Below are 15519 nucleotides of genomic sequence, written 5' to 3'. Positions count from 1 at the left end.
CGATTCTGAACTTAAACCTCTCTGGAAAAGGCTGTTTCTATTATTCGGAGATCGTGTATATTAGAATACACCTCATCACGGAAAAGAGAACAGCCCTTGTGTTCTCAATGCCTATCGACCATTTGTCACATTTAACCGGGAAAATATCATGAAAATCCAATCTCTGGGAGTATTCCTGTTATGCGCCGGACTTGTTGCCTGCCAGCCGGAAAACGAAATTCCGACCGAAGCGGTCACCATCAATGTTGATTTCTCGGAAACCGTCGGACCGATGTATCCGGCCTGGGCCTGGTTCGGTTATGACGAGCCAAATTATACCTACATGGAACACGGGAAAAAACTCCTGTCCGAGATCGCCGAATTTAGTCCGGTCCCGGTGTACGTGCGCGCTCATAACCTGCTGAATACCGGGGACGGGACTCCTGCGCTGAAGTGGGGTTCCACGAATATTTATACCGAGGATGCGGCCGGAAATCCGGTGTACGACTGGGAAATCGTTGACCGGATTTTCGACACCTATGTGGAACGGGGCATGCGACCGCTGGTGGAAATCGGGTTTATGCCGAAGGCGTTGTCCTCCAATCCCGAGCCGTACAAACATTCCTGGCGTCCCGGCGCGCCGTATTCGGATATCTACACTGGTTGGGCGTACCCCCCTGAAGACTACGAAAAATGGGCCGAACTTGTCTACCAATGGGTAAATCTTTGCGTGGATAGGTACGGGAAGGAAGAAGTCGAAACCTGGTACTGGGAGCCGTGGAACGAGCCGAATATCGGTTACTGGCAGGGGACGACTGAAGAGTATATCAAATTGTACGATTATACCGTCAATGCCGTCAGGCGTGCGTTACCCACCGCCATTGTCGGCGGTCCGCATTCCACGGGACCATCCTGGGATCAGGCCGAAGAGTTCCTGCGGACGTTTTTGGATCATATTGTCAGCGGAACAAATTATGTCACCGGCGAAACGGGCGCTCCACTGGACTTTATCGCGTATCATGCCAAAGGCGGCCCGACGCTCAAAGACGGTACCATCCTGATGAATATGGGAACACAGCTGCGCGACGTGTCCAAAGGGTTTGAAATAGTAGCATCTTATCCGGAACTCAAGGATGTGCCGATAGTGCTCGGTGAATCCGACCCGGAAGGATGCGCAGCCTGTTCCGAACAGGATTACCCGGAGAATGCATATCGGAACGGCACTATGTATAGTAGCTACACGGCGGCATCCTTTCCCCGGAAATATCGGCTGGCTGATCACTACGACGTAAATCTGAAGGGGACATTATCATGGTCCTTCCAGTTTGAGGGGCAGCCGTTTTTCAATGGCTATCGTTCTCTGGCGACCAATGGTATTGATAAGCCGGTCCTGAACGTGTTCCGGATGTTTGCCAAGATGCACGGAGATCGAGTGGAGGTCTCCGGGGACCTGGCATACGACTATATCGCCGTCCGTGACTCCAGTGTTCGTGGGACAGAGCGGGATATTAACGCGTTTGCCACTATCAACGATACCATGGCGACCGTATTGGTGTGGAATTATCACGACCTGAACGTGATCACGCCGGATACTGCAGTGGCGATTCAGCTGTCCGGGCTCCCCGCGAATCGGGCCACCTTGTACCACTATCGTGTGGATCAGGAACACAGCAACGCTTACACAGTCTGGAAGGAGATGGGCGCTCCGCAGAATCCCACTCCGGAGCAATATCAGAAACTGGAGGTGGCCGGCAATCGGCTGCATATGTACGAAAAGCCGGATAAGGTCAGAATCAGTGGCGGGAAATATGCAAAGGTCGTCAATCTGCCGGGACAGGCCGTGTCGCTCTTGGTGCTCAAGTGGGAATAGGATTAGAAATCTCTGGAGAGACAAACCGATTTTATATCTATGGGAAATAACTGCCCAGCCAGGATTTCGAAATTACACAATTTGCCTCACTTCCCCTGAATTTGGCGTTCGTCGTCGGCGTAGATATTGAATATAGTGCAGTTGATATCGGCATACGAATATATCACGGAGAACTCACATACAGTCAGACGGTTACGTTACCTGTTATTCTGTTCCAATTGATGCTGGGAGTATACTTTTAACAACTCTGGTAAAAATTTATCATCTTATGTAAGATCAAAACGCCGAAAAGGATGTTAGCGAAATTATCATTTTTCTACATCGTTTATGACCCTGGGGGAAATAAAATGAAAGTCATCAGCTAAGGGAGAATCGTGGATATGTTGCGACAGAACTTTTTACGCAGCCTAATTATAAATACAGGATTATTACTCTTTTTCCCTGGCGGAGAACTTGTTGAGGCGGATGTCACGGTACAACCAGAAAACACGCGCCAAACAATAATCGGTTTTGGCGCTTCTATTGCTTGGTATGAGAATTTGCTGACCAGTCATCCCCAAAAAGATGAAATCTACGAGTATATTTTCGATACTCTACATTTGGATATTCTCCGTATTAAAAACCGGTACGGATATAATCAGGAAGGGCATCTAAACAATTACGCTGAGATCGTCGATAATTTCAGATATTACCGGGGAGACAATTCTCTTGTTCTGATGAGTTCTTGGTCGCCACCGGCGAATCTTAAGAGTGACGGTACAATAAACGGGGGCGGAACACTCATAAAAACGGACGACGAATATGCGTACGACGTCTATGCCGATTATTGGCTGAATTCGTTCTACTATTATGAAAACGAAGGGATTTTCCTGGATTATATCAGCATCCAGAATGAGCCCGGTTATGTCGACGACGATTGGGAAACCTGTGAACTGGGTGCCACGGAAGGGAGCCTGGCCGGATATCCTGAGGCCCTGGATGCAGTATATACCAAATTTCAAGATCTGGATTCACCGGTAAAATTTATTGGTCCTGAAGTATTGGGAATTGGTTATAATCTATTCCAGAATTACGCCAACGGACTGGCCGCTAATGATCAACTGTACCAGCTAAATGGGTACGCTCACCACCTGTATCACGGTGGAGACCACAAAAATCCGGATTCGTACATAGAGAACATGTCAGCAATTGCTGAGAATTACAATGACAAACCGATTTTTCAGACCGAGTTCGGTAGGGGCGATTGTGGCGACTGGTTTCAGACTGCCTGGGTTATTCATAACGCACTTGTGTACGAAAACGTTGCAGCTTACTTGTATTGGAATTTAGTTTGGCCAGGACAGGGACTGGTGGAATTGGATGACCAGACATATACTCTGAGCAAAACATTTTGGGCGTTTTGGCAATATTCACGTTTTATTTATCCGGGTTGGCGGCGGGTGAATATAGAAAACAACATTGATGGACTAAAGATGTCGGCCTTCCAAAGCGTTGAAAAAGATAGCCTGACAATGGTCATCCTGAACACAGCCGATTATAACTTTTCTATGGCGCTGGATTTGGGAAAGTACGGTGTCAAAAGTGGAGAGGTCTATCGAACGTCTGAATCCAGAGATGGAAAGTTCCTTCAAAATTTCGGCGATTCTGATTTCCTGGATTTACCACCAAGGACGATTACGACACTTGCAATTCGGGGTAGTATGACGTCAGTCAAACCGCAAGTTCAATCGATGGCGAATAAAATTCGCCTGTGGCAAAATTATCCGAATCCGTTTAACGGCGGAACGCAGATTCGGTATTCTGTTCCGGAACGCGGTTATATCTCAATCCGGATTATTGATATCTCAGGCAGAATGGTTACCGAACTAGTTGGCAAAATCCAATCATCTGGTGAATACATTGTTACATGGGACGGCCTCGATCATTCTGGAAGACAAGCGAGCAGCGGAACTTACCTCTATGAGTTCCGCATGGGCGAACAAATTCGACGGAATAAACTGATTTTGCTTCGGTAATTTGTTGGAGGGTCGCAGCTCATTATGTCCTCTGATAATTACAAATAATTCCAAAATAAATATGAATCTTAGGCGTTATCCCTGACTAAAGTCAGTTCCTGTGAGTTTTGGCTGAGTCTTGCCTGTGGCTCCTATACAGTTTATCAATTTCAATTGGTCTTACCGAATCGTTATTGTGAATACACCTAAATGCCGGCTCTATCATTAGCACCAAGGGTTCGTGGGATGAAAACTTTTGCAATTACTGGCGGACTTTCTAAAATTTGTTAGGCTTATCAGACGGTCATCCGAAACAAGATATCGACATAACTCAAACTACCGATCTCACCCGGGCATTGGCGTTAGTTGTCGGGGTAGATGTCGAATGTAATACAGTGGAACTTGGCATACTAATATATCACGGAGAACCAACATACAGTCAGGCAGCCACGTTACCTGCCACTCTGTTCCAGATGCCGGGAGTATTCCATTAACAACTCTGGTAAAAATTTATCATCTTATGTCCAATCAGAACGCCAAAAAGGATGATAGCGAAATTATCATTTTTCTACATCGTTTATGACCCTGGGGGATATAAAATGAAAGTCGTTCGATATATTGTGTTGATACTAAGTGCGGTGCTGTTTGTTTCAGCGGGTAATGCTCAGGTGAGCAATTCCGACCCACGATATACCCTGTACGGTGGCGGTAATTTCCCGTTGGGAGATTACGGGAACACCTTAGGATCCGACGCCGGTTTTGCCGAATTCGGATTAGGCGCAATGGCCGATGGCTATAAACAGATAAATGAGATCCTCTATTGGACTACAACTATGGCAATCACGGGCAACGGTTTCAACGAGGCAGGTCTGCAGAGTGCCTTGTCGGAGCTGGGAGTACTTGGTGTGAACGCCGAGAATTATCTGACAGCCTGGGCTTTGAGCGGGGTTGAAATTCGTTCTACTCCGTCGCGGAATTTACAAATAAACGGTATCCTCCAGGGAGGGGCACTTCTGTCACGCTTTCCGGATATTACACTTTCCACGGGTGAAGGCGATGTTAGGCAAGGTACAAAGATGGGAACCTCGCTCGCAATTGGACTGGGTGGCGGATTAATTTACAATTCGGTAAATATCGGTCTCAGATATTATCGAGGCAGACCCGAATATGATCAGGCTACCTCCGATGGGAATTCAACGAGCACCGCGACGACAAAATTACCGATAGAAATATTGCAGGTTGTAATCGGATATCAACTGAAGTAGCATAAAATTATTCATAGTATCCATCAGACCTACGCCACATTTCTTTCGCTATTCCGTATGTTAAATCTCCTCTGAAAAAATTGATTTTTACGTCCATCCAAACGGTGCTGATTATAACATATGCAGCCTCTTTACTCATGATGGAGTTGATTGCTCTGACGGTCGAAGAACTCTATTACAGGGGATTATTATCCCGAATGCCAGAAAACCAAATCTGAAGGCCATCGATTTTATCGTTGCCGTAGCGTTTATCCTGAAAATGTCATAAGGAGAAACTGGAACCAGGATACAGAGTCTATACATATTATGTCCGGCGACTGATTTCTTCCATCACTTGAGCCTTGTTTGCCTGGTCGCCTACTCGTTCATAATAGGTAACGAGGTATTCTAACAGTGAAATCGGGATATTAGACAAGGAAAGAGAGTCACGAACTTCCTCAAAATGTTGCCTGAACTCTGTGTCATCCCACATGTCTGTTCCATGCACCGCCAACAAATAATATCGTAGCGCCCGGAGCCGGAGTTCGTTACGCAGGGGATCATCTTTGGCGGTATGGAGTAGTTGTAATTCAGTATAAAACAGTTCCGCCAGCATAATGCATTTGTCGGATTCGATGGCTTCTTCACCGCCGAACAGTATCAACAGTTGCTGATCCGACATTTGTAGGACAGTATCCCGGCCAAGTCCGAGAGAAGATTGATAAATTTCATCCAATTCCTGTCCTGTTTCTACAACCTCACCCGATTTTTGTCTGCCTAGAATTCGGGCTAATCCCTTGGAAAACTCCATAATTTGTCGCATCAGATAGTCTTTCTGAAACATCGGATTCCTTACTTCAAATTTTCAGGTGCGCTGCCAATCAGTCATTGCATTTGAAGCCCCAAATAATTACCAGCGATCCCTGCATCGATAGTCAAATATCGGAGCATTCTACCACTAACCCTAGTGCTGTGGTATGATACCAATTACCCGACGCCACCGCAACAGGTGGAAAAAAATACAACCGGATTATGCAGGGAGCATAGTAATTTTTCTGTTCACAGTTTACAGCCGGGTGCATTCATTAATAATAAGGGCAGAACAAGAACGGTATGTACTCAGTGGTATGCCAGCGAAAAATGAGTGATACCCAAAAAATTACTAATTGGTGCACTCTTTTTATCCGGGATCGAATCGTTTATACTTTTCTGGTTCTATTACCCCTGAAGAAGTCTCCAAATGATCACCGGGTGAGTTGCTAATGGCAGAACATTTGATGAGAAACCGGTCCAAAGAAAGAGATGCCCCGGTACCAGCCGGGGCATCTCTTTATGCACTCAAACCTTACTGCGAATGTTTCCAACGTATCCCGGAAAGAGCGTTACTTAATCAGCATCATCCGTTTGACTTCCGTATAATCACCGGCTTTCAGGCGATAGAAGTACAAACCACTCGCAAAGCGGTTGTTCACATCAAACGTTACGGTATACTGACCCGGCTCCTTCACCTCGTTCACCAGCGTCTTCACCAGGCGTCCCCTGAGATCATATACATTCAGGGTAATTTCCGTCTTGGAAGGTACATCAAACATGATGTTGGTGCTCGGGTTGAACGGATTCGGGTAGTTCTCGTAGACCTTGAAGGCAGTCGGGAGACCGTCAGCAGGATCGTGGATTCCTACCGTCACTGTATCAACGTAATTAATAAGCCAATCCATAGCAGGCCTGTGTTCACCAGCTTCTGTGACCAGATTGGCATCATTCTGCCAGAGACCCGGCCGCCAACCCCACAGGGTCATACCTTCTACGTCTGGATGCTCCCAGAAGATTGGGAACTTCTCTTGATATTCCTGTAACTGGTTCTGGTCGTTCGCGTACGCGATGTCGAACTCCGTTGCCTGAATCGGCAGTCCGGTTGCGGCAAGATCATTCAACGATTGTTGGATGGTCGATGCCGATGCATTAGCAACAGAGAAGGTATGCGCCTGAACACCGATTATATCGAGCAGATCCCGATCGATCAGTAGATTGATAATCTCAAGGTAGTCTGCAGTGCTCTGGGCACTTGAAACTATCCCATAGTCATTAATCATCAACTGGGTTTCCTCCGGGAAGATCTCAGCAGCCATTTCGAAAGCGGTGATGATCCAATCATAACCAGTTTCGCCGGAGCCGCCCAAGGCGTTAATGTAGTTGGCATTATCGCCATTACCATTAGGTGGATTGTGTCCTGGAAGGGCTTCATTAACCACTTCAAGATAGTCGATGTTCGGATATCGAGCAGCCACCGCTTCGAACCACTCCCGGATCTCGGCTAATTGTTCAGTGGAATCCAGGTTAGAGATCCAGCCTGGTTGTTGCGCTCCCCAGACAAGCACATGGAAGTGAAACGGGAAGCCGTTGTCTTGCGCCAGATTGTAAGATGCGTCGAGCGAGCCCCAGTTCATCTGGTCGCGGGTCCCTTCCACGCTACCCCATTTACCTGCGTTCTCAGGTGTCACCTGGTTCCAGTAGTATTCAAACCACTGAATCTGGGATGAGCTGTAGATGTTACCCAGGAATTTTGATTTACCCTCTGCAATTGGAGCTTCCCGTGGTGGTTCAGGATCACTATCAGAGCCTGCAGTTACGCTGTCAAGATTTTCTACTGTGAAATACAGATCTGATCGACCAAAGGCGAATTTGTCGAAATTCAAACCGTTTTCACGGGCGCCAATCACGAAGGTTTTAGTTAGTTCACTTTCATCATCAACAGTCCAGGTCAACGATGTATCACCCTGAAATGCGTTCCGGGATACATTCACCCATTTCCAGACTTCCGAGCCTGATCCTCCAGCCTCTCTTACAACCGAATTTGGACCAGTGAAACCGGCGGATGCCATACCGTTCATCAGGATCCAGCCGTCTGTAGTTGCCGGGTCTTGTTCGCCAAAACCATTGCCATAGAACCAGCTGTCGTCGTCAAAGGTGTTTGCACCGACATATAACCGGACAAAAAGGTCATAAGTACCAACGTCCGGGAATGTCACTTCATAGGTTGCTGTCCGGTTTTCACCTGGATAATCCGCGCTACCGGTAGTTTCATTATAGTCGGTCGTGGTAGTAATATAAGTCATACCATCAGTAGAGAGGGTATCCCACTCGCTTCCAATGGAATCCGGCAATTCTGCTTCAACAATTATGGGGATATCCGTTGGCGGTTGGATTCTCTGGATTCTGAGGTCATCGAAATATACCGTCTCACCCACATTTTCATCGAAACTGACATGAATCGGAGCCCGTGCAACACTGGTATCTGATTCATCTATCGTGAATGAACCTGTAATCTCCTGCCATTCGGTTGTGAGTCCCTCAGTGACCTCCGTTCGGAATTGTTCGCTGAATGACGGATCGCCAACCGTGAAGTGTGCCGTACCGCCGTCGGAGTCCTTGGTCCGTGCCCAGACCGAGTATGTATACGACTCACCAGGCGTTACCGGAAACGGTTCGTTGACCACCTGAAGGTCCCAGGGATTCGAACCAGCAGTGTTTACCGTCACAGCTAGTGCGCGACTTCCTGAGTGTGTTGTATCCGATACAATTTCATACAGCGCCTCTCCGGCGTCTTCATAGAACTGCCAGCCCTGAGTGACGGACTGGTCCTCTCCGGGAGTTGCCGCTGACGCTTCGAAACCACCGTTCGGATTATTATATGGTCTGGTTATCCGGACGTTATCAACATAGAAAGTAACGCCTTCGTTCCCGGACATGTTAAAATGAATTGGTACCCGTCCGGTATCGTTACCTGCACCTGGGGTGAAGTTCAGGGTATATTCCTGCCAGGTATTGGTAACTTCTGCTCCACCCATACGCCCGAATTCACCAAATGCAGGATTACCGACTGTGAAGTTGGCTGTCGCTTCGGGAGTCGAATCCGTCCGCGCCCAAACCGACATCTGAAATTGGACATTGGGCTCAACAAAGAACGGTTCGTTAACAACCTGAATATCCCAATCATTGGATCCCAGTGCATTTACGGCAATTTTCAGCGCAAAATTACCGTGCTGTACCGTATCATCCACAATCGTAAAGTTGGCATTTGCATCTCCGCCAAGCTCAAACGACCAGCCATCGATACCGCTGGTATCGTCGCCAACCGTGACCGCGGAAGATTCAAAGCTTCCGTTCGGATTGGCCACAGCCTGTGCATTGGCCCGGCCGAACAGGAACATAATAAGCAGCGAACTAACTACAGCGCTAGTTGCTGCAATTTTAGTAGACTGTACCATTAAAGTTCTCATAGCCTCCCTCGAGTTTACATTTAATATACACTTATCTTTCTCCTAAATTTGCTATTGGGGTTGTATCATAAACCCTTGTCTTGGTTGACTTCAACCAGATAAATATCAGCAGATAGATTTTTAAAATTTTTGATCCTGTCGAAAACCAGTGACAACCATTTGGTGGATTTTAGTTTATTCATAATCAGCAGGAAGCACAAGAAAATTTGTTCAGTCCATGCAAAGTAGTTTTCGAATGTTCAAATTTTGAAGTAGGTTTTTTTGGGCTTCCATCCCTGGATCTGAAAAAATTCGTGTTTGAGAATACCAGTAACATTTCCTGCTCATAAGGTATTGTTATATGAATGGGGCACCGCCTGTAACCTTCTCTGTCTATGGTCAAAAGACTCTGCTAAGTCATACCGCATAAGTCAAGATATCTCTGTTTTCAGGGTTAGTCACCGAATGTCACTATGATTTTGAGATTTGAGATATATCAATATTGTTACAACTCGTTGTGTGAAACTCGCTGAGAAGAAAAATACCCGTACATGAGCAAATCCTTGCGTAATTAATGGGTAGTTAACCCCAAACAATACATTGAACCGGGGGAAATTAACATTGGATTTCTGACTCCTCATCTGATATTTCACCTATCAACCCTTTCAAGTTATCTACCAATATTTTAGTCGTGATTCCGATTTAACTGAGGATTGACATTTTTCTCTTGCCTTTTTCCTGAAAATTTATCAATATTGAAACGGTTCAATTAGAATCGAACCTTTTTAATCCTCTTGCACTCAAAAGGAAATTCTCCGAAAAAACGGACGGCTATCCTTTTATTGTACCAATTTGCTTAAACGAAATTTTCATAGGAACGAAACAAAGAGAGACAGACATGGCTAGAATCAAACTGATATTTCTTTCCACCCTGTTTGTTTTAATGGGATTTTCGATTGTGTCCGCACAAAGTGGATCCGGGCAGATTATCGGGACTATCACCGATGAAGAAGGTAATGCTCTGATCGGTGCCAATGCCATGCTGGAAGGGACAAGCATGGGGGCGGCAACAGACGAGGACGGCGACTTTATTATTAACCAGGTTCCCGCCGGGACCTATACGCTGGTTATTTCCTATGTCGGCTACAAAAGAGAGCAGGCAACTGTTGAGGTGACTACCGGAGAGACGGTTGAATACAACGCCGCCCTGGTTCCAGAATCGGTGCGCGGAGAAGAGGTTGTGGTCAGTGCTCAGGCCCGTGGGCAGCGGCAGGCAATTAATGAACAGCTGAGTGCCCAGACAATCAAAAATGTGGTTTCCGCCGAAAAAATACGCGAATTGCCCGATGAGAATGCGGCAACAGCGCTGAGCCGGCTTCCGGGGATTTCGCTGCAGGAAGGTGACAAGGTTGTCATCCGGGGGATGGAAGCAAAGATGAATACAGTCATGGTGAATGGGGTGCAGTTGCCGTCCACCGATGCAGAAGATCGTTCCACGAACCTAGGGTTCATTTCCTCCAACATGCTTGCAGGAATCGATGTCACCAAAGCGGTTACGCCGGATATGGAGGCGAATTCCATTGGTGGTGCTGTCAACCTGCGACTCAAAGAGGCACCGAGTGGACTGCATTTCGACGTGTTGAGTCAAGGCACTTACAATACTCAGGATAGGACCTATGGTAACTACCAGCTCTGGGCGAGCATAAGTAACAGGTTCTTTAACGATAACCTGGGTGCCTTTTTTCAGGTGAATGCAAGCCATGAAGATGGTGGGACTGATTTTGCGGATGCCGAATACGACTATATGGGTACGGAGGGGAATAATCCTGAATACGGCGCTCGGACGTTGGGAATGGACAATTTCGAATACGGAGACGAAGTCCTTATTGAATCAAAAAATGGCGGAAGTTTATTACTGGATTACAGGCTTCCCAACGGTAAACTGGTCATGCAAAATACCTATGCGTATACACGTTCTGACCGGACACAGCACCGGCAGATTTTGTTCTTTGATAACACCCAAAGAAGTTGGTTCCCGAGCCGGGATGTCTTTGATAAAGATTTATTGATTAATTCACTGCAAGGGGAAAATGATTTTAACCTGTTGAAAATCGACTATGGTATCTCCCATGCACTGAGTGAGAAGAAAACCGATATTAGGTACGGGGATCCGGGAGACCAGATTGAATTCTTTAATCAGCAGCAAGATGCTCCCCAGCCATTTGAACCCCTTGGAACCGAAGAGACGCGGATGGCACTGACGCCGCAGGATGTATTCGATTTGGAGTTAAACGATGATCCCGCAATATGGGAGGACGCGCGGATCCGGGAAAACGGCATCTTATGGGACGAAGATTTTTCCGAAAGACATCTCAACGGGAATTTCAATCTGACAGTTCCAGCGTCTTTTTTCAATACAATATCGGGTGAGTTTAAAGCCGGCGGGAGTTTTAAATACACTACCCGGGAATATAATCTGGACCGCACATCGACCAGACTCACCCAGGAAGCCGGGAATTATAGCCAGGAAGCCCGGGAGTATATCAATAGTATTGGTGCACAACAGGGTCCTGTTCCACATCTCGGTGATTATGAGGATCCGGACTATGAAGAAGAGCGGGGGCAATACTTTCTGGGGGACAGGTTCAGTATGGGCCACGTAATCGATACGGACCTTTTTGACAAATTCCTACAGATAGCTGCTCCCGGATGGAATGCCCCGGGATACCACAAGACTGGTTCATTATCAGATGACTATTCCGGTAATGAGCTGCTCACTGCCGGGTATCTGATGGGCGATTTTAACCTCGGATCCCGCTGGACGGTATTAGGTGGCGTCAGGTTTGAACAACTCAACATGAACTACGAGGCCAACTTTGTGTATCAAAACGATGATGTGAACGGTGGCGGTCGGCTGATAGAAGACAGGGGTGACTATCCGCCTTCGGTGGACTCGGTCCGCGCAGACCAATACGCCGCTATGGGTCAGGAGTTGACCAATTCTGATAGAGAAACAAGTCACCTGTTCCCAAACCTCCAGGTTCGATATAAACCGACGACATGGATGGATATCCGGGCAGCCTATACCAAAACACTCTCCCGTCCTGACTTCCGTGCCGTTTTGCCGATGATATTCCGACAAAACAACAACGGAGGCGGGACGGCAGGCAACCCCTATCTGGATCCCTCAGTCTCCGATAACCTGGATACGTATTTTTCTTTTCACAACAATCAGATAGGCCTGTTCACGATCGGCGGGTTTTACAAACACATTGAAGATATTTTTTACCAGGAAAGCCGATTATATGCTGCATTGCCGGAAGATGTAGCCTATCCCGACTCTGCCACCTTCGCCCAGCTCGGACTCACTCCACCGAATCCCGGTGCGGTGGTCACCACCTACCTGAATAATCCGTACCCGGCGAAGGTGTATGGTCTTGAATTGGAATGGCAGACGGATTTTTGGTACCTGCCAAGACCGTTCGACGCAATGGTGCTGAATATCAATTACACCCGTACATTTTCGGAAATGGACTACCAGCAAATCATTATTGATGAAGTCTGGAATCCTGAAGAATTCACCATTGAAACCATTGAAATCGATACCTTCAGAACGGCCCGCCTGTTATATCAGGGAGATCACACGGTAAATGTTGCCCTTGGCGCCGATTACAGGGGATTTTCCGGCCGACTCTCATTCCGGATGCAGGGCGACGTGATTACCTCCATCGGTGTACGCCCTGAAGAGGATGCCTTTACCGGGAATATCTATGACTGGGCGTTCACTATACGTCAGCAGTTGCCGGTAGATGGGTTGAGTCTCTTCTTAAGCGGCGTCAATATATTTCACAATCCATCCAGGGATTATCAGCGATTTAGCCGCGGGTACACCTATGAAAGGGATGACGAGGGAAATCTCATCTACAGAAATGATGCTGGTGAAATTGTTGACCGGACGGCAGACGGCGCCGAGATAAGCGTTCTTGATAAAAATATCGAGAGAAATCTTCGGAGAATCACTTATGAGCCGAGGAAATTTCAGCTCGGCCTCAGGTATAGCTTCTGAGGAAGATACTTAAGATAAGGAGAACCAACCAATTCATAGAAAAATAGGAAAGGAGGGTAACGACTAAGTGTAAATCACAGTGAAGAAACCTTCTAATGTGAACCCAAAAAGGAGTTAGTGTAATGAAAAAACTGTTAATACCGCTCGTACTAATTGCGTTTGGAATGATGACGGGGGTTGCTAATGCACAGGTTTTCGAAGACTACATTAGTAGCTTTAGCGGTGATACCGCCATTGTGAAGACAATGACCGAAATGCAGGGAGAAACGGATGCCATCATCAATGCCATTGAACTGGATGAAAATCCGCCGGAAGGACGTGTATACGGCCTGAAGCGAGGCGGATTCTATTTTATTACACGGCAGTTAGTGAGCCCCTCGGATCGTCCGATTACCCTTGCGGGTATGGATGATACCCCAATGGCCACTGGTGAGGACGACGCAGGACCGCCCATTTTCTGTGGTACCACCTCTGGCGGAACCGCACAAAACGGAGATATGATTCAGTATAACAACGATGTAACACTGAAGAACGCCATTTATATGCCGGCTGCCACTGATGGCTCCCAGGGATGGACATTCCTGGTCTCGGGATCAGCGGGTAACACAGTTACACTTGAAAATGTATTGATGGAGCATACCAATTGGGTATTTATGCAATCTAATAGTCATGCTGGCTCCAAACTCTATATTGACGACAGCTATTTCGTTAATATGAGTGGTGTAGCTACCCGGCGGAACGGCGGTGTCTACGATAACGTCAGCAATAATACGCATACCGTGAATGTTGAAAATTCCACACACGTCATGGCCGCTGGTATGATGTACAAATTCCGGGGATTCCCCATCAACCAGGCCTTCTTCAATCATAACACATTCGTGAACTGCTCCGGACAACTGTTTACCACCATGGGATACCAGAGCAACTGGACCGTGACTAATAACCTGTTTGTGAACAGTAACGTGCAAGCCTATCATCCGGGGCTTGACTACGGGGAAACGGATCAGGATTACCTGCCAATGGGGATAATTAATGTCGATACCCTGCGAACTGTTAACGATGCAGGCAATGAAGTGCTGGCAATCGATTCCGCCTGGGTCCAGAACAACTTCGAGGGTGACGTGGCCGACTTTGGTCCCGATGATCGACATGTGCTCGTCCATCTGAACGGAGTTTACTGGGATGCTCGCCTGGACCAGATCGCTGATGATCTCAATGCTTCTCAGGATACTACCACTTTTCATTCCCAGATGATTACGATGAATTCCAGAACCCAGGCTCTGTTTGATGATGATGCGACTTATCCCTACCTCACCGAAGGTACGTGGGTAATGGAAGGCGACCCCCAGTTTACCGAAACCAACGAGCTGATGGGGACCATGGTGGACAGTCTGATTAAATGGAGCATCGAATCCGCAACTCCGGAAGATCAGGCGACGTATATCATGACGAAATGGAGATCTGACGGTAATCCCGCCAATTCGGACAATTACCATACTCCGGACTGGCCTGTCAATGCGGATCTTTCCTACTCCAATGCAGCATACCTTTCTGGTGGTTTGAACGGGTATCCACTGGGTGATCTGAACTGGTTCCCCGATGAAAAAGCAAACTGGGTCGCTGATAGTGCAGCGGAACATCAGACACTCGCCGCCGCGCTGGAAAACGGTGAAATCGTCGCAGTTGAGGGTGAACAGCCAGCTACTCCGGTTGAATTTACCCTGAAACAGAACTATCCGAATCCGTTCAACCCGACGACTGAAATCCAGTTTGTACTTCCGAAGAAATCGGACGTGGTACTTGAGGTGTACGATCTTCTTGGGAACAAGGTAAAGACACTGGTAAATAAAACGCTTGCAGCAAATCAATACTCTTACACATGGAATGCTACCAACGAACTGGGCAAGAAAGTGGGTGCGGGGATGTACATCTACCGCCTAAAAGTTGGTGACCAGATTCAGTCAAAGAAGATGACATTAATTAAATAACAGCTCTGACTCTTTGAACGGAACGACAGGTTATAAGCAAAGCCCCGGTCAATTTTCCTGATCGGGGCTTTGTCTTGCCTGTCAGATTATGAAAACTTTCTAAATTTTAAACAATTGTA

Annotated in this window: 8 protein-coding genes; 6 read left to right on the top strand and 2 right to left on the bottom strand. The window is 47.1% G+C overall.

The features are described 5' to 3' along the window. Window positions 1–148: 148 nt before the first annotated feature. The 4 genes from K9N57_02815 (at window position 149) to K9N57_02800 (ending at window position 5108) form a co-directional block, all read left to right on the top strand. The gene (locus K9N57_02815; GenBank protein MCF7803101.1) at window positions 149–1849 is read left to right on the top strand and encodes a beta-xylosidase; all 1701 of its coding nucleotides are present in this window, start codon (window positions 149–151) and stop codon (window positions 1847–1849) included. A 380-nt stretch (window positions 1850–2229) separates the two neighbouring features. Next, complete coding sequence (locus K9N57_02810; GenBank protein ID MCF7803100.1) at window positions 2230–3864, top strand: T9SS type A sorting domain-containing protein; 1635 nt, start codon at window positions 2230–2232, stop codon at window positions 3862–3864. A gap of 263 nt (window positions 3865–4127) precedes the next feature. Next, window positions 4128–4337, top strand: coding sequence for a hypothetical protein (locus tag K9N57_02805; GenBank protein MCF7803099.1), 210 nt, complete (start codon window positions 4128–4130; stop codon window positions 4335–4337). 105 nt (window positions 4338–4442) lie between these two features. Then, entirely contained in the window at window positions 4443–5108 is a 666-nt protein-coding gene (locus K9N57_02800; protein ID MCF7803098.1) for a hypothetical protein, read from the top strand. A gap of 304 nt (window positions 5109–5412) precedes the next feature. Here K9N57_02800 and K9N57_02795 read toward each other — a convergent pair whose 3' ends face one another. Both K9N57_02795 and K9N57_02790 read right to left on the bottom strand, forming a co-directional pair. Continuing rightward, a complete protein-coding gene (locus tag K9N57_02795; GenBank protein ID MCF7803097.1) occupies window positions 5413–5931 on the bottom strand; it encodes a hypothetical protein in 519 nt (172 codons plus the stop codon). A 538-nt stretch (window positions 5932–6469) separates the two neighbouring features. After that, window positions 6470–9355, bottom strand: a complete 2886-nt coding sequence (locus tag K9N57_02790) for an endo-1,4-beta-xylanase (GenBank protein ID MCF7803096.1) — start codon at window positions 9353–9355, stop codon at window positions 6470–6472. An 889-nt stretch (window positions 9356–10244) separates the two neighbouring features. On the opposite strand from K9N57_02790, the gene K9N57_02785 reads away from it, so the two are divergent. Beyond that, a complete protein-coding gene (locus K9N57_02785) occupies window positions 10245–13412 on the top strand; it encodes a TonB-dependent receptor (GenBank protein ID MCF7803095.1) in 3168 nt (1055 codons plus the stop codon). 122 nt (window positions 13413–13534) lie between these two features. Then, window positions 13535–15400: a T9SS type A sorting domain-containing protein gene (locus tag K9N57_02780; protein ID MCF7803094.1), complete on the top strand. Its 1866-nt coding sequence runs from the start codon at window positions 13535–13537 to the stop codon at window positions 15398–15400. Window positions 15401–15519 lie beyond the last annotated feature (119 nt).

The sequence above is a fragment of the Candidatus Neomarinimicrobiota bacterium genome (assembly GCA_021734025.1).
Classification (GTDB): Bacteria; Fidelibacterota; JAANXI01; order JAANXI01; family JAANXI01; genus JAANXI01.
Note: the sequence above shows the minus strand (reverse complement) of the source record. Positions and strands in the feature narration are given on the sequence as shown.